Annotated in this window: 15 protein-coding genes; 7 read left to right on the forward strand and 8 right to left on the reverse strand. The window is 55.7% G+C overall.

The window, feature by feature from the left end:
- The 3 genes from Q8Q07_09170 to Q8Q07_09180 form a co-directional block, all read left to right on the forward strand.
- The coding region (locus tag Q8Q07_09170; protein MDP3880455.1) for a 4Fe-4S dicluster domain-containing protein at positions 1-329 on the forward strand (329 nt) is incomplete at its 5' end.
- A gap of 14 nt (positions 330-343) precedes the next feature.
- On the forward strand, positions 344-1,375 hold the full coding sequence (locus Q8Q07_09175; protein MDP3880456.1) for a 4Fe-4S dicluster domain-containing protein: 1,032 nt from the start codon (positions 344-346) through the stop codon (positions 1,373-1,375).
- Complete coding sequence (locus tag Q8Q07_09180; GenBank protein ID MDP3880457.1) at positions 1,372-2,211, forward strand: FAD/NAD(P)-binding protein; 840 nt, start codon at positions 1,372-1,374, stop codon at positions 2,209-2,211. Before Q8Q07_09175 ends, Q8Q07_09180 begins: the two co-directional genes overlap by 4 nt.
- A 257-nt stretch (positions 2,212-2,468) precedes the next feature.
- Here the strand turns inward: Q8Q07_09180 and Q8Q07_09185 are convergent, their stop codons facing one another.
- The 5 genes from Q8Q07_09185 to Q8Q07_09205 form a co-directional block, all read right to left on the reverse strand.
- Positions 2,469-3,503 carry a ThiF family adenylyltransferase gene (locus Q8Q07_09185; GenBank protein ID MDP3880458.1) on the reverse strand — a complete coding sequence of 345 codons (1,035 nt, stop codon included), beginning with the start codon at positions 3,501-3,503 and terminating at the stop codon, positions 2,469-2,471.
- 6 nt (positions 3,504-3,509) lie between these two features.
- Positions 3,510-3,815 carry a MoaD/ThiS family protein gene (locus Q8Q07_09190; protein MDP3880459.1) on the reverse strand — a complete coding sequence of 102 codons (306 nt, stop codon included), beginning with the start codon at positions 3,813-3,815 and terminating at the stop codon, positions 3,510-3,512.
- A gap of 337 nt (positions 3,816-4,152) precedes the next feature.
- Positions 4,153-5,946 carry an aldehyde ferredoxin oxidoreductase N-terminal domain-containing protein gene (locus Q8Q07_09195; GenBank protein MDP3880460.1) on the reverse strand — a complete coding sequence of 598 codons (1,794 nt, stop codon included), beginning with the start codon at positions 5,944-5,946 and terminating at the stop codon, positions 4,153-4,155.
- Positions 5,947-6,576: a 4Fe-4S dicluster domain-containing protein gene (locus Q8Q07_09200; GenBank protein MDP3880461.1), complete on the reverse strand. Its 630-nt coding sequence runs from the start codon at positions 6,574-6,576 to the stop codon at positions 5,947-5,949.
- 220 nt (positions 6,577-6,796) lie between these two features.
- Complete coding sequence (locus tag Q8Q07_09205; GenBank protein ID MDP3880462.1) at positions 6,797-8,551, reverse strand: thiamine pyrophosphate-binding protein; 1,755 nt, start codon at positions 8,549-8,551, stop codon at positions 6,797-6,799.
- Between the two features lie 319 nt (positions 8,552-8,870).
- On the opposite strand from Q8Q07_09205, the gene Q8Q07_09210 reads away from it, so the two are divergent.
- The 4 genes from Q8Q07_09210 to Q8Q07_09225 all read left to right on the forward strand — a co-directional run bounded on the left by Q8Q07_09210 (position 8,871) and on the right by Q8Q07_09225 (position 13,501).
- A complete protein-coding gene (locus Q8Q07_09210) occupies positions 8,871-10,436 on the forward strand; it encodes an FMN-binding glutamate synthase family protein (protein MDP3880463.1) in 1,566 nt (521 codons plus the stop codon).
- Between the two features lie 18 nt (positions 10,437-10,454).
- On the forward strand, positions 10,455-10,664 hold the full coding sequence (locus Q8Q07_09215; GenBank protein MDP3880464.1) for a 4Fe-4S binding protein: 210 nt from the start codon (positions 10,455-10,457) through the stop codon (positions 10,662-10,664).
- A 276-nt stretch (positions 10,665-10,940) separates the two neighbouring features.
- Complete coding sequence (locus tag Q8Q07_09220; protein ID MDP3880465.1) at positions 10,941-12,890, forward strand: indolepyruvate ferredoxin oxidoreductase subunit alpha; 1,950 nt, start codon at positions 10,941-10,943, stop codon at positions 12,888-12,890.
- A complete protein-coding gene (locus Q8Q07_09225; GenBank protein MDP3880466.1) occupies positions 12,887-13,501 on the forward strand; it encodes an indolepyruvate oxidoreductase subunit beta in 615 nt (204 codons plus the stop codon). Before Q8Q07_09220 ends, Q8Q07_09225 begins: the two co-directional genes overlap by 4 nt.
- 257 nt (positions 13,502-13,758) lie before the next feature.
- On the opposite strand, the gene Q8Q07_09230 is transcribed toward Q8Q07_09225, so the two are convergent.
- The 3 genes from Q8Q07_09230 to Q8Q07_09240 form a co-directional block, all read right to left on the reverse strand.
- Entirely contained in the window at positions 13,759-14,079 is a 321-nt protein-coding gene (locus tag Q8Q07_09230; GenBank protein ID MDP3880467.1) for a M24 family metallopeptidase, read from the reverse strand.
- Complete coding sequence (locus Q8Q07_09235) at positions 14,033-15,043, reverse strand: M24 family metallopeptidase (GenBank protein MDP3880468.1); 1,011 nt, start codon at positions 15,041-15,043, stop codon at positions 14,033-14,035. Before Q8Q07_09235 ends, Q8Q07_09230 begins: the two co-directional genes overlap by 47 nt.
- Before the next feature lie 515 nt (positions 15,044-15,558).
- On the reverse strand, positions 15,559-16,082 hold a 524-nt coding region (locus Q8Q07_09240; GenBank protein MDP3880469.1), incomplete at its 5' end, for a DUF4392 domain-containing protein.

Consider the following 16,082-nt stretch of genomic DNA (forward strand, 5'->3'; position numbering starts at 1 on the left):
ATGCCTGCCGGAATGCCTGCCCCCTCTGCTATTGCCAGCAGTGCTTTGTCGACCGTTCCCGGCCGCAGTGGGTCGGCAAGACGACCAGCGCCAGCGATACCGCCATCTTCCACATTATGCGCGCCTTCGACCTGGCGGGACGCTGCGTGGAGTGCGGCGCTTGCGAGCGCGCCTGCCCTATGGGCGTAGACATCCGCAAGCTGAACACCAAGCTGGTCGGAGACGTCAAGAACCTCTTCAGCTATCAAGCCGGAATGAGCCTGGAGGAGTTGGCCCCCTTAGCCACCTTCAGACCCGATGACCCGGATAAGTTTATGTTAAATCCCTGAGACAGGTTATTGGTATGGAATCCAGAATTATTCAGAAAAAAGATATCGCCAATCTGCTCAATAGACTGAGCGCCGGATATGAAATACTGGCGCCGGTGGAGAGGGATAGCATTATCCTCTTTGAGGCAATAACCTCCGGCGATGAGGCCATCCTCGACTATCACAACTCGAAAATACCCCCCAAGAGGGCGCTTTTCGCCCAGAAAGAAACGCTATTCCGCTACAGCTCGGCTAAAGACGCCGACAAGATAGAGGTGCCACCCGCCCCGGAAAAGCCCCGGTTAATCTTCGGCATCCATCCCTGTGACGCCCGAAGCTTTACCCTTCTGGACAGGGTCTTCGATGGAGTGTATCAAGACCCCTACTACCTGCAAAGGAGAGCCAATACCATCGTGGTCAGCCTGGGTTGCCTGAAGCCCGGTGCGGGCTGCTTCTGCACCTCGGTGGGCGGAGGCCCGTTCTCCACCGAAGGCTCGGACATCATGCTGACCGATATCGGCGATGAATATCTTGCTCAGGCACTAACCGACCGGGGGAGACAACTGCTGGCCGACGCCCCCGAAACCGTTGCTGCCACTGAAGACGAGCTATCTCTGGCACAACAGGTAACCGGCAACGCTGAAGCCGCGATACCACCCGTATTGAATACCGAAGGATTGAAGGAAAAACTGGACAGCCTCTCCGCCGCCCCGGTCTGGCACTCGCTGGCGGAGAAGTGCCTTGGTTGCGGAGTCTGTACCTATCTCTGCCCCACCTGTCACTGCTTTGATATCGTCGATGAAAGGGCGGGGGATGGCGGCGAGCGACTGCGCATCTGGGACTCCTGCCAGTTCCCCCTGTTCACCCTGCAGGCTTCCGGGATGAATCCCCGGCACACTGTCAAAGAGAGGCTGCGGCAGCGGGTAATGGACAAGTTCAGCTATACCGTCGACCATCACGGCCGGATTAGCTGCGTGGGCTGCGGCCGCTGCGTCACCGAGTGCCCGGTGAACCTGGATATCCGCCGGGTCGTCAACACTATCCTGGAGGTGAAAGCCAGCGGATGAAGAACCCGTATTTGCCCGTACCGGCGAAGATAGAAAAAGTAGTGGTGGAGACCGACGACAGTTCGGTCAAGACCTTCCACCTGTCCATTGTCAGCAAAGACGGGGAGGGCAACTTCAACTTTATCCCCGGGCAGTTCGCCGAGCTATCAATACTGGGCAAGGGAGAAGCCCCCTTCGGCATGGCGGCCATGTCTCAGCCGGGACACCTCGAGTTCACCGTCAGCAGAGCAGGGGTGGTAACCACCGCCCTGCACAACCTGGAGAGCGGAGAGATGGTGGGGGTCAGGGGCCCACTGGGTAACGGCTACCCCATCGAGACCCTCAAGGGCCAGAATATCGTCATGATTGGCGGCGGTTTCGGCTTCTCCACCCTGAGAGCGCTCACCCACTTTCTAATAGACGAGACCAACCGCAGCAGCTTCGGTGAAATTACCATTATCTACGGGGCCAGAAGGCCGGGACTGCTGCTCTACAGGGACGACCTTGAGCAGTGGGGCGAAAGAACCGATCTCAACCTGCATCTCACTGTCGATACGGCGGCGGAGGGATGGGCGGGGCACGTCGGGTTTGTTCCGGCAATCACTAAAGAGGTCGCTCCCGATGCCAAGGACGCTTACGCCATCGTCTGCGGCCCTCCGGCAATGATAAAGTTCACCTTACCTGTACTCAATGAACTGGGGTTCTCCCCGGAGAAAATACTGCTTTCGCTGGAGATGAGGATGAAGTGTGGGGTGGGAATGTGCGGTCGCTGTAACATCGGCAGCCTGTACGTCTGCCGGGACGGCCCCGTTTTCAGCTATGAGCAGCTTTTAAGCCTCAACTCGGACGAGTTCTGATAATGCCTATAGTCTTCGTCAGGAATGGGGAACCCATCCTCTAGGGAAACCGTCCAAAGGAGCCTTTCTGTCATTGCGAGGAACGCAGTGACGAAGCAATCCGTTTCCCCGCTTCACGGATTGCTTCGCTACGCTCGCAATGACGTGATTATCCGGTAGAGTGGTGGTTATTGAAAACTCTAATTGTAAAGCAGCCTCTCTTCAATCTCTTCCCCAAGGAATGAGGTCATTCGCCTGGCTTTTAGGCGGATGGAATACTACTCCAGCCCGGCAACGTACTTAGCGTAAAGCTCCCTGGCTTTAGCCTCATCATTGGTGTTCTTGATGATGGCGCGGCCGTCGGGAAAGACAAAGATTTCGTACCCGTCTGCCGTGAAACGGAGCATAAACTCGTTATAGGTCACCTCACCCGCCGGGCGCAGCCTCTCAGCCATATCGTCGAAAGCCACCCGGCTCAATCCGGTGTTGAGCACCTGGACTGCCCGGGACTGCCCGCAGAGCGAGGTGGTCTTGACGACAAACTTCGTCTCCAGGAACTCGTACCTGCCGTTACAGGCCGGGCAGTCAGCTCGAGACTCTATCTTGAGGTTATTGAACGTCCCCTTCCAGGCATCGATGACGGTCAGTCCCCGGTTGACCGGTTCCGCCCCAATCAACAGTTTTATCGCTTCGGTTGCCTGCAGTGAACCGATAATCGCCGGGACAGTGCCCACTATTCCCGCCGTCTCGCAGGTCAGGCTGTTACCGCCTTCGGGAACAACCGAGAAAAGGCATCTCAGGCAGGGAGATTCTCCCGGTACTACGGTCATGGTCATGCCGCTGGAGGCAATCGCACCGCCATAGACCCAGGGTATTTTATGCTTTAAGGCAACATCATTTATCAGAAACCGGGTCTCGAAGTTGTCCAGCCCGTCCAGAATCACGTCGGCATCACGGCAAAACCGCTCGATATTGGTGTAGTTGACATCGGCAACAATGCCCTCAATTGCCACGGTAGAGTTGACTTTTTTAAGGTGCCGCTCGGCGGCGATTGCCTTGGGCAGTCCGGCTTTGATATCGTCCTCGTCGAAGAGCACCTGGCGCTGAAGGTTGTGGTATTCAATGAAATCACGGTCGACAATCCTGACCCTGCCGACACCAGCCCGCACCAGCAAGTTGGCGATGTTGCTGCCCAGCGCCCCGCAGCCAATGACAATCGCCGTGCTGTTGTTCAGCTTCACCTGTCCGGCTTCCCCGATGGGCGGGAACATGGTCTGCCGGGAGTAGCGGTCTCTCAGACTGCGATCAAGCATCTGTCACTATCCCCCCTCGATAAGCGGGACGAAGGTCAGCGTATCACCGTCTTTTAACCCGGTCTGCAGCCCGTCATCGGTCAACTCCAGGGGACGGCCGTTAAAAAAGACCGCCACCCGCCCGGTCATCCTGCGGGTATCAGCATCAAACACCGTCTGGCTGAAGCGCGGGTAGCGGGTAGCAAGACGGACAAGCATATCCCTGACCGGAGTAGCTCCGTCCCCCGACTCCCCAATTTTTTCCTCGCTGGTCTCCGGCATACCCAGTGTCTCCGCCAGCGCCAGCAGGACTTCCAGTTTCACCTTAGCCATGATTACAGTCAGCCACCTCTTATTATATTATACAGGGGGTATTCAATTTTCGGAAACTTCGGTTTTACTGCAAGATTATCATCAGGCACCCTCACCCCCTGTATACCCTTCTCTCAGAAACAGAGATAATTTTTGATAAGAGGTCGTCTGAAAATATCATTGCGATTCCATTCTGACAAAGTCGGAAGGCTTCAGCCCGAGGGCGAAGCAATCCGGGAGGTGGGAACGCCATCCCCCGGATTGCTTCGTCACTTCGTTCCTCGCAATGACGAAGAAACCGTTTTCAGATAAGCTCTAACTCCCCCTGACTAATAGAGGTCTCCCTCCTGTTCCCAATCTACCCCACCACCCCCATCGGCTCCAGCACCGGGATGACAAAGTCGAGGCCGAGGCGCTGCAGGCCATCCATCGGAGGCAGCCCGGATTCGGTCAGCTTCAGTTTCTCCACGTAGTACTTCCGCTTCTCGTCATCAAACTCGGACTTGTCCCACACCCAGGTAGTGCCGTACTTATCGGTGATAGGCTCATCGAAGGCACGCGGCGGCAGAGTGTCATCCTTATCGGGGCGGTATCCTTCACGGAGACTGAGGCAGCGGTTGAAGTAGTAGTTCCGCAACGCTATCTGCTTGACATCTTCCGGTGTCACCTCCCAGCCGCAGACCGCGTTCAAGAACTCCTTTACCACTACCTCATCGGGACCCCATATCTGGTTAAAGGGAGGCATGGCAAAATTGCAGATTGTGGCCGCCTCTCTCAAAGCGGAGTCAATTCCCGACCCCATCCGCGCGCCGTTGTGACTGGTACCGGCGGCCAGACCCATACCGTGATACCTGTTCCTGACATCATAGGTCGGCGCGGCGCAGCCATGGACCTCGAAAGCGTACCACTTCGACTTCTCGCCAAACACCTGATAGGCGCGCCGGAACCCATCCGCCAGGGCGGCCGCCGCACGCCCATCCCGGTAGGCAATCTTCTTCATCAACTCGCAGGTCGACTCTACATCCCCCCACTTCAGTTCCAGTCCACCGAGGTCTTCTCTGCTGATGATGCCGTGCTCGTAAAGGTCAATCGCCCAGGCTACGATGCCGCCAAGCTCTTCACCATCCATGCCCAGCTCGTCTTCCAGGGCGGCGATTTCAATCATCTCTTCAAAGCCGAGCATGATATTGGCATTGAAGCCGCCCAGGTTGTCATGGCGGAACTCCCCTCCGAAAGCGCCCTGCGGGCTGTTCTTGAAATAGGGCACAAAACAGGCGGCGGCACAGCCGGGGCAGCCGTCCGTCCAGGCATAGTACTTGAGGTTATGCTCGAAATAGCTGCTCCTCTCAGCAACCTCATGGTAGCCCAGGTGGTTGTTCTTGATACCCTCGTTAGCGTAGCGGAGTAAGGCGGCCGGGGAGGAGGCGTGCCCCCAGCGGCTTTCATCCAGCTTGCGCAGCGCCGTCTTCGGGCTGGTAGCGTAGGTACGGAAGAGCTGCCAGGCCTTCTTATGGTCGGCGTAGAGAGGCCCTTTGGTACCCTTGACGGCGATAGCCTTCAGGTTCTTGGAACCCATCACGGCACCACAGCCCCACTTGGAGGCGGAATGGACAAACTCGGTGGTGGCATTGGCATACCGCACCATGTTTTCCCCGGCCGGGCCGATGCAGAGCACGCCGAACATCTCACCAGTCTCCTTGTTCAAGCGGTCCCTGATAGCAACTTCCGTCTCCTGTTTCCACTTGCCCCAGAGGTCGGAGGCGTCCATAATTTTCACCTCGTCATCATGGACGTAGAGATAGACCGGCCTGCTGGCTTTGCCTTTAATCAGTATGCCGGCATTATAGCGCGCCCTCATTATCTCGTCGCCGATATAGCCGGAGACGCTGCTGCGCCCCGCCCAGCCGGTCAACGGCGACTTAAAGCTGAGGATGGTCTTGGTACCCATGATGCCGGTCAGCGGCCCGACGCCGACATGCAGGATATTGTCCGGCCCGAGAGGGTCGGCACCCGCCGGTACCAGTTCCCATATCAACTTGTTGGCCAGTCCTCTGGCCCCCAGGTATTTTTTGACGTCATCGGTAACGTCCACCACCCGGCTCGTCTCCCGGGTCAGGTCTACTTCCAGCAGATTAAATCTTATTTCGCTCATTTATTTCCACCCCGGATAGCCCATACTTTCTTTTTTCAGGGGATATAACCTTCGGGCAAGCAGTTCCGCCTTCTCATCGGCATGCTTGCGCATGATATCGTGTATCGAGTAGCCGAAGCGGGCGGCGCTGCTCTTGTAGTAGAGGGCGCCGTAAGGACATACATTGACGCACTGCGGGTTACGGTTGCCCCTGTTCCTGGTATCGCACAAATCACAGACGAAGGGCTTGTCCGATTGCGACGGATAGATTCTGATGGCGTCGGCGGAACAGGCGCGTTTACAGAGGAGACATTCCTGCCCCAGGCACCTCTCCTCGTCAACGACCATGTGCAGCGTCTCCCGGTCGAAGTAGACGGCGGGCGGGTCGACCGGGCAGGCTTTCTGGCACTCCCTTTCCTGGGGAGGGCACTGCACACAGGTCACCTGCACCGCCTTGGGCAGCGGCAAGAGGTATTTGCGCACCTGAATCCGGGAGAGATCTTTGTTAATCACCCCGAAGTGCTGCACCGAGCAGGCCATCTGGCAGATGCCGCAGCCGACGCATTTCAACTCGTCGCACTCGATATAGGCCGCCCCCTCGGGATAAGGATAGTCCTCCTTACCCCACCCTTTTGTTTTCTTCTCTCTCATGGCGATAGTCCTCCCTTCTGATTAGACTCCTGATCAGAAATATTAACCGTAATATTTCCTCTCCCTTAACGGGAGAGGACTAAAGCTTGCCCCGTACTTGATACGAGGGTGAGGGTGATACCTGAATATGCACCCCTCACTCATATCTCTCCCGCAAGGGGAGAGAAGCTTCTTTTACCTGTTATTAAGGCAACTTAGCACTGGCTAATCTGTAGTCATATCAGCGCTCACGCTGTGTAACCACGTCCACCAGAGCCAGTTGTTTCTTCTCCTTGACGACCTTCACAGCATCTTTCAGCACCGGCAGCAGGTCTTCCGGCTTCTCCACCGGCCCCACCACGTAGAGACCAAAGGAGCGGGCCAGGCTGGCATAGTCCACATTGGGGTCCTCGATACGGGTACCGATTACTCTTTTCTCCAGCGGGCGTTTCCTGGTCTCCGCCACCATCTGCTGATGCAGCTCGCTGTTATAGTAGGAGCGGTTATTGTTCATAATAACCAGCATGGGTATTTGGTGATGGGCTGCCGTCCATAATCCGGCCGGAGTGAACAGGAAATCGCCGTCCGGCTGAAAATCAATGCACAGCCGTCCTTCCGGCTGGTGTGCCAGCGCCGCCCCCAGGGAATGTCCCAGGCCACCCCCCAGTCCCACCGTACCGACATACTGATAGGGTTTCTCCCAGTCCCAGAGACGCCTCGCCCAGCCCACCATATCCCCGCTGACCAGTGCCCAGTCCTCATCCTTGACCGCTTCCCACACCTGTTTGACCAGCCAGGGAATGGGGATGGGGCTTTTCCCTCTCTCATTTTCCGCCATCGCCTGCCACTGTTGACGCAATGCCTCATGTTTAGCCTTAAGGCTGGCAAACCTTTCTTTCAGCTCACCACGCCTCTTTTCAGTGAGCAGGTCACGGCAGGCTACGGTGAGCGCGGGCAGGGCCAGGGCGGTGCTGGCGGTAACCGGTATATCCACCGCTACCAGCTTGCCGTAGGCTTGAGACCAGCTTTTCATTCCCAGGTGTTGCTGGGTAAAGTGCACTATACGGCATCCGGCGGGAATAATATTCTCGCTCTCCCTGGTGTCCCACCTGGCAATGTTCAGGTGCCTGTCCAGATGATGGACATCCAGCGCCAGCACCAGATCAGCTTCCCGGAGCAGTTCCCTCTGGCCACCGGTGAGGTCAAGGGGGTGGGTGCTGGGGAAGTTGAACCGCCCGCCGGCATCGATAACCGGCAGCGCCATTAGCTCAGCCAGTTCCACCAGTGAGACTACCGCCGACGGGTTTCTACCCATAAAATCGGCGATAACCACCGGATTTGACGCCTCCACCAGCAGCTTTGCCACCCGGTCAACCGTGTCCGCATCCACCTGCGGCGACGATGGCCGAGGATAACGCTCCACCAGAGGAAGGGGTATTTTTTCAGTAAGTAACTCCTCCTGCAGTCTGGCATCGAGGCAGATATAGACCGGCCCCTGCGGGTCGGTAACCGCCAACTGGTAAGCCCGCAGAAAAGAATCGGGGATACTGGCTAAACTGCCGGGCTGGTCGTCCCACTTCACGTAGTCCCGCACCACATTCCCCTGAATCAGGGCGGTATGCATCCAGTCTATCGCCGGACGTCTCTTCTCGATGCCCATCGGCCCGGTACCGCCGATGACCAGCATCGGGGCTTCGTCAACCCAGGCATTATAGATAGCCATGGTTCCGTGCAGCAGTCCCAGGACATTATGCAGCATGGCTGCTACCGGCTTACCGGCAACCTTCCCGTACCCGTGAGCCATCGCCACGGCGATACCCTCATGAGCGCAGAGAATCACCTCCGGCCCGGTATTACCCAGGTAGTTCACAATCGAGTCATGAAGTCCGCGGTAGCTCGAGCCCGGCATCGTGACCGCATACTTGATGTCCAGCCTACGCAGCATTTCTGCCATCAAATCGGAGCCATACTGTATTCGGGAATCGTCATCTTTCATACTCAACCTTCCTTTACATCTGACTATTCAGCAGGTGGAGACAGGCACAAAATAGCGTAATTGGCACTGGATGTCAAATGAAGACTGCTGCTGGTCAGTTCGCTTCTCATTTAGCGGTCCCAGTAATTGGACCCTTACAGGGAAATCAACCGGAATGTGGCTTCCGGTGGCCGCTTGCTAATCCCGCCTAAAATAGTGTAGAATTGTCACCAGTGCCTTACGGAAGAATAAATTATGCTCTGCATTCCGGGCAAATTTACCCCGGGAACAAACGAACCATAGTGGAAGGAAGACCACTAATATAAGGAGGTAACCACCAGTGTCTTTTAGTAAACCTAATGCCAGTGCGGCAACAGTAACCACGACCAGGGTAGACCCGGCTCCCATATCCGGGCTGTGTGTCACCTGTGTTGATGGTTGCCCGGGGTACTGCGAGGTAGGACGGTCAGCGCTTAGAGGGAGAGAAGTTATCTACCCGCAACCCTTTGGCAAGGTCATCGCGGGAGGAGAGAAAGACTACCCGGTTGATTTCTCTCATTTCAACATCCAGGGAAGCTGCGTAGGCGCGTTCGGCATCGAAGCTGACCCGGACAAAGCCATTTTCTCCGCCGTCGACCTATCCACCGAGATTGGTGCCGGTGCCGATAAGATAAAGATGAAGGTGCCTTTCTTCACCGGCGCCCTGGGTTCTACGGAAATCGCACGGGTAAACTGGGAAGGCGCGGCTATCGCCATCGCCATATCCGGGGCGGTACTTGTCTGCGGTGAGAATGTCTGCGCCATGGACCCAAAGGCAGAATTCAAGAACGGAAGAGTAGTCAGGTCTCCGGAGATGGAGAGAAGAGTCAAGGTATACCAGGACTGGTATGATGGCTACGGAGCCCTGCTCATCCAGGCGAACGTGGAAGATACCAGGCTTGGTGTTCAAGAGTATGTCATCGATAAACTGGGCATTGAGGGCGTCGAGATAAAATGGGGACAGGGAGCCAAAAATATCGGCGGCGAGGTCAAGCTACCCACCCTGGAAAGAGCGCTCCAGCTCAAGCAAAGAGGGTATATAGTTCTCCCCGACCCGGAAAATCCTTTCGTCCAGGAAGCTCACCGTCTCGGTGGCATCACCGAGTTTGAGAGGCATTCTCGCCTGGGCATGGTCGATGAGGAATCCTTCATGAAAAGAGTGGAAGAACTGAGAAAAGCGGGAGCCAAATATGTCACCCTCAAAACCGGCGCCTACAGACCAGCCGATCTGGCCCGCGCGGTGAAATATTGCTCCGAAGCCAGGATTGACCTGCTTACGGTGGACGGTGCCGGCGGCGGTACCGGGATGAGTCCCTGGAGAATGATGAACGAGTGGGGTATACCGACGGTTTACCTGGAGAGCCTCCTCTATCAATATCTCAAAAGACTGGATGACAAGGGCAAATTCGTTCCCAGTTGCGCCATTGCCGGCGGCATCGCCCTTGAAGACCAGGTCTTCAAGGCGCTAGCCCTCGGCGCCCCTTACATAAGGTCAGTCTGCATGGGACGGTCTACCCTCACCGCGGCTATGGTCGGCAAGACGCATGGTGAACTAATGACGGAGAGCTACCAGGGCGCACAGGAATACGATGAGATGTTGCTGCGCACTTTTACGGCCGCCGAGCAGCTTAAAGAGAAGTTCGGCAATGATTTCCGCCGAATCCCACCGGCAGCCATAGGCATTTATACCTATTATGACCGCCTGGCCACCGGGCTGCGCCAGCTCATGGCCGGCGAACGCAAGTTTGCCCTCGAATATATTGACAGGAACGACCTCATGTCATTGACCCGCGAGGCAACGGATGTTTCCGGCATCCCTTATGTGATGGATGCAGACAGGGAAGAGGTCGACAAGATTCTGGGTTAAAGGAGTATAAATCAAAGGATGATTAAAACAGTTTGTGTCAAGCACTGCGCTGAGCCGTTCTGTGTTCCGGCATGCCCCTCAGGAGCGCTGAAAGTATCCGACGGCGAGATTGTCGTCGATCAGGAGAAATGCCACGGCTGCGGTCTTTGCCGGGTGATGTGCATGACCTGGAGCCGTGACCATACGATGAGAACCAAGAGCCGTTTCTGGCTTGCCGGAAGGCTGTAAACCAAAGCCAGACTAATCTCAGTCAGCCAACTGAATAGGCGGTTCCACTTAAAGGGGGTAAATCCGAAGGGGGATTACCCCTTTTTATCTACCGTAACCACAAAAGTGATTGAACAATACAACTTTTTGAAAATTTTATCGGTTTTGATTATAATGAAAGTTATAGTTCAGTGACTTTCAGTTAAGTTTTTTCTCCCCGTTAAGCTATTTTGAAAATACTTGGCAAATAATGGAGAAAGGAGTACAATCAGTCCCAATCAAAGGAGGAAAACCAAAATGGCAGATATTGATATAAATGCTCCCGGTACTACAGTACTATTAATGGGAAATGAGGCTATCGCCCGCGGGGCACTGGAGGCGGGGGTAGGGTTTGCTTCTTCCTACCCCGGGACACCGGCATCGGAGATACTCCCGACCATCGCCGGGGTGGCCAAGCGGAGAGGCATCTACGCCGACTGGGGGGTAAATGAGATGGTAGCCATGGAATCGGCCGCGGCCGCTTCCCTGGCCGGTATTCGCTCGATAGCCCCGATGAAGCAAAACGGGGTAAATGTTTGTTCCGACCTTTTGTCCAATCTCGTCATGAGGGGGGTCGGTAAGGGGCTGGTACTGGTCTGCGCCGATGACCCGGGCCCGCACAACAGTTCCCAGGAACAGGACACGCGGCCGGTAGCCAGCTGGCTGGATATCCCGCTCCTCGAGCCGGGTGATTTCCAGGAAGCCAAGGACATGACCAAATGGCTATTTGACCTGTCCGAAGAGGTGAACACAATATGTATGCTACGGACGGTCAGTAAGATTTCCCACACCCGGGGCAACGTTAAGCTGGGAGAGATACCGGAAATTAAGCACAAGGCCTATTTTGACCAATCTAAAGTACGGGGGAGAACACCGGGCGTGCACCCGCACGGCGTGCTTCACCAGAAGATGGAAAAGGCGCGGGAAATTTTCGAATCCTCACCCTTCAACCGCTATGTGGGACCGGATAAAGCCGAGCTACTGATTATTACCTGCGGCGCCTCATCCCTCTATTCAATGGATGCCGTAAAACTGTTGAAGCTGGAGGATAAAGTAGGAATCTTGAAACTGGGTACCCTGTGGCCACTGCCGGAAAAATTGATAGAAAAACACCTGAGCAAAGCTGATAAAGTGCTCTTCGTTGAGGAAATACACCCCTTCGTGGAACAGGCCGTTCTGGAGATGGTCGGTAATATGCCCTCCGGCAGCGCACACCCTGCTTTTTACGGCAAGCGCTCCCGGCATATTCCCGGTCATGGAGAGCTTGACCCCAGCCTGATTATCAATGCGCTGAGCAGTCTGATGGGTGTCACCTATCAGGCCCGGGATGCTGAATATGACCGCAAGGCAAAGGAAATCGCCAAGAGCTATGTCACCTCGCGCAGCGGTACCCTGTGCCCCGGCTGTCCCCACAAAGCCAGTCACTGGGCAATCCACAAGGCTCTCGCCCTGGCCGGTCATGAGGGCTTCGGCGCCGGTGATATCGGTTGCTACGGCGGAGGGGGCGCCGGCAGCTTTTTTATCACCAAGACCGGCGGCTGCATGGGTGCCGGTATCGGTTACGCCAACGGCTTTGGCAAACTGGGGCGGTTCGGTTTCGACCAGCCGGTGGTCGCCTTCTGCGGCGACTCCACTTTCTATCACGCTGCCATCCCGGGATTGATTGACGCCATCTACAATAATTCTGATGTTCTCATGGTCATTTTTGATAACAGCGCCACGTCCATGACCGGCTTCCAGCCCCATGCCGGAACGGGTAGAACTGCAATGGGAGACCCGGCCAAAAAAGTGAGTATTGAAGCTATCTGCCGCGCCATCGGGGCGCGGGTTGAGCTTTGTGACCCCTTTGAGCTTAACAAGACTACGGAAACCCTGCTGGATATGATTGAAAACGTGAAGGGTGTCCGGGTCGTCATCATGCAGCGGGAATGTGAACTGATTAGAGCCAGACGGGAACCGGCTCCCTACAGGGTGTACGTCGACCTGGAGAAATGCCTCGGCGAGGACTGCGGTTGCGACATGTTCTGCAACCGGGTGTTTCTCTGCACCGGGTTGACCTGGAACCGGCAGACAGGCAAAGCGGAAATTGACGATGTTATTTGCGCCGGATGCGGCGTCTGTGTTGATGTCTGCCCGCACGGAGCCATCATCAAAGAGAAATTAGCATCACCCGAGAAAGAAACAGTGGAGGAAGTAGCCGCACGATGAAGACACTGATTAAGGACCCGCTCAACATAATTATCATTGGTGTTGCCGGGCAGGGTAACGTGGTCATATCCATGCTTGTCTGTAATGCTTTGTTACAGCAGGGCTACATGGTCACTTTCGGGCAGACCTACGGGGCAAACCAGAGGGGTGGCTCGGTGATGAATTACGTGAGAGTCTCCAGAGAAAATCAATGCAGCCCGCTTGTCCCTGACGGAAGGGCTGACGTCATTCTGGCGCTGGAACCGGTGGAAGCCCTGCGGATGCTGGCTCAGTACGGCAATCCGGAGGTCACCACCATAGTAAACCCGAGGCCGATATATTCCATCGAAGCCGCCCGGGGTGACAGCGATTATCCCGATATGGATACGCTTACCCGGACAATCAGGGAGCTATCGGCGAAATCATGGTTCATCAATGCCACCGAGGAAGCGCAGAAATTGGGTTATCCAATTGTCGCCAACGTGATTCTGGCCGGGGCTCTCATCGGTTCCGGCGTGCTGCCCCTGGACAAGGAAGCGCTGGAACCGGTAATACGCGAGCGTTTTCCCAGAGCGGTCGAGCTTAACATGACGGCCCTCAGCAGAGGCATGGAGCTTGCCGGAAGTAGCTAATAACTGGTACAGCCGGGCGGATTAACTGGTTCAGGGCAAAACTGGTGTCCTGTCGGGCTGATTATTGAAATATCCGCTTTATCCCTTCTCCTGGCCGGAGAAGGGGAAGAGATTAAGAGAGGGGGCTAAGCCCCCCTCTCTTTTAACTTGATTCCCCCTTCCCGGCGGGAAGGGGGTCAGGGGGATGGGCATTCAATTGAATCCCTCTGTAAACCAAGTCACCCCCCATTTCCAACCAACTGCATTACCTGGCGAGACTAGCGGATATACAGGTCCTGGTCCAGCCTGGTGAGTCGTTCGTGCCCCTCTTTGGTAATCAGATAGGTATCCTCAACCCGTCCCAGGTGCTTGAAGGGGATATACACTGACGGCTCCAGGTTGATAATCATGTTCTCCCTAAGGACAACATCGAGCTGGCTCCAGGCTGGTGGTTCATTCATCATGATGCCGATGCCGTGGGTCTGCACCATGTGGTACCGGTAGTTATTAAAGCCCAGCTTTTCGGCTTCCCGCGCCATCCGCTCGAACTCATCATACACTTTGGCCATGGCGACGCCGGGCTTGAGGACATCGGCCATCGCCCGGTGCATCCGCAGGCTGGCATTCAAATACCTGCCGCTGCTCCTTGCTCGGCTCCCCGATGACTACAGTCCGGGAGGTATCCCCGACATAGCCCTGGTACCTGACGGCAACATCAAGGTAGAACATATCCCCCTTCTTCAGTTTGTAGGTGGTCGACTCGAAGGGGCGGTTGCCTCCCCCGCAGCTGGGGTGGCGGAAATTAAAGTGCATATGCGAGCGGCACGCTGCCTCCGAACCCCCCTCCCAGGCAGTACGGTAGTAAGCCAGGGCAACCTCATATTCACGGACACCATCTCCGCAGGCATCTATGGCACTCATCAGAGCATCTTCCAGCAAATCACAGGTCTGCCTCATCATCCTGATATCATAATCAGTCTTGACCATTATCAGGTCGAATAAAAGGTCGGAGGCTTCGACCAGGAACACATTGTCGCAGCCTTCCTGAATAGCTTTGTAGGCCAGGTGCGGTGTGATGTCCCCCCACGAACCCTGGGCCCCTCCATGGGCAAAGCCGACCTTGCTCCCGGCAAGCCCCTTCTCTTTGAAGAGACCCTGCAGCAGGGGCGGCAGGGCCGCCCATCTCGTGGAAAGAGTCCCCTCCCCGGTTCCCCGGTAGAGCCTCATATCCTGCATCGGCGACCCCTCCCGGGCAATCTCCACGAACTGCGGCCAGTTCATCACCCAGGTCGGCTCGCCTTTAGCTGGTATTATTATGTAGACCTCGTCATGCCAGAGTGGTCCCCCGCCTACCCAGTTGGTAAAATACCGTGCCCATTCCTGACCCCCCACATAGTTGCCATTGGTATAGATGAGCAGCGCGTCAAGTCCTCTTTCTTCCAATTTCCTTTGGCAGCGGCTAATCCGGCCCTGCCAGACCTCCCGAGGCAATTCCGGGGCAATTCCCCGGCCATACCTTTCCGCCATCTCCTCATAGTTATCCGGCTTTGTAAAATACCCCATTCTTTTCCTCCTTCTGCTGATACCATTCCGGGCTGACTTTTAATAATCGGTAGTATAGTGAATCAGAATAAGACCGGTCAAGCAAATAAAATAAATGAAGGGACCCTTGGGAGCGGGAAATTCTAAATACTAATCTCTAGAGTATCAAGAGATTATCCGAAGACGGCTCCCTTGTCATTGCGAGGAACGCAGTGACGAAGCAATCCGGGAGGGGAGGTTATGTCCCTTCCAACCATCCCTTCCCCACACAGATTGCTTCGCCCTCGGGCTGAACTCGGGCTGAAGCCCTCGGGACTTCGGCGTGAGCTCAGTCGAACGCTGAACTCGGGCTGAAGCCTCCCGCCGGAGTTTACCCCGTACACCGATACGGGGTCAGAATGGTCTCGCAATGACATCTTTAGATTGCCTTAAACAAGTTCAAATTACCGTGTCCAAAAAGTTGGAATTCCGATCATTTTAGATTTTTAATTTTGGTATTGTTTAGGATTTCGTGATCAGGATTTAGTGCTTTCCACTCAAGATGCATCTGCCGCCAGGAGTTTATGTAATTGGGCGAGAATCTCGGCATTCTGCTCCAGGTCAAAGCCATCTACTCCCAGCTTCTTCTCGCCGGACATGCCATCCACCACACCCCTCACCACCATCTCCCTGATTATTTCCTTCTCCCACTCCACAGATGGCAGTAGGTTACTGCCGCGAAGCCGGGACAGCGACGCGATGAGTCCGTAAGCCCCCCAGTTAGACACGCTGGCGATAATCAGCTTATTCACCCTGGTAACGGCCGGGTTCTTCACCAGGGTAGTAACATTCTTTATCTGCTCCGCCAGGTTGCCCATGCCAATCTCATTGCCGCCATCCCCAATCCCTACCGTGTTCTCCTGTCCGTCAAAGAGATAATCAACCTTCGCCGTATAGTCGGTGATGTCCCGGTTAGCCATGTTGAAATATTGGCCGCTCGCCGTCCGCCCACACCTCTCCGTCGAGATAATAACCGCTGGTTGCAGCTCGTCCAGAATATTTCTCGCGAACTTCTGGCTTG

This window comes from Dehalococcoidales bacterium (assembly GCA_030698765.1).
Classification (GTDB): Bacteria; Chloroflexota; Dehalococcoidia; order Dehalococcoidales; family UBA2162; genus JAUYMF01.